General features: G+C 67.9%; 1 protein-coding gene. It reads left to right on the forward strand.

The genetic code is table 11. The features are described from left to right. On the forward strand, window positions 1–364 hold a 364-nt coding region (locus IF09_RS0139610; protein ID WP_030304460.1), incomplete at both ends, for an isocitrate/isopropylmalate family dehydrogenase.

Here is a 364-nt window from a genome sequence, read left to right on the forward strand (position 1 = left end):
CGGTCTGCTGCTCAAACTCCGCTTCGCGTTCGACCACTTCATCAACCTGCGCCCGTCGAAGCTCTTCCCGAACACGGCCACCCCGCTCGCCGGCCGTCCGGAGATCGACTTCGTCGTGGTCCGCGAGGGCACCGAAGGCCCGTACACCGGCAACGGCGGCAGCCTGCGCACCGGCACGCCCGCCGAGGTGGCCACCGAGGTCAGCGTCAACACCGCGTACGGCGTCGAGCGCGTCGTACGGGACGCTTACGAGCGGCCCAGCGCGCGCCCCCGCAAGAAGCTGACGCTGGTCCACAAGAACAACGTCCTCGTGTACGCGGGCCACCTGTGGAAGAACATCTTCGACAAGGTCGGCCAGGAGTAC

Source organism: Streptomyces katrae (genome assembly GCF_000717655.1).
In the GTDB taxonomy this organism is placed as follows: domain Bacteria; phylum Actinomycetota; class Actinomycetes; order Streptomycetales; family Streptomycetaceae; genus Streptomyces; species Streptomyces katrae_B.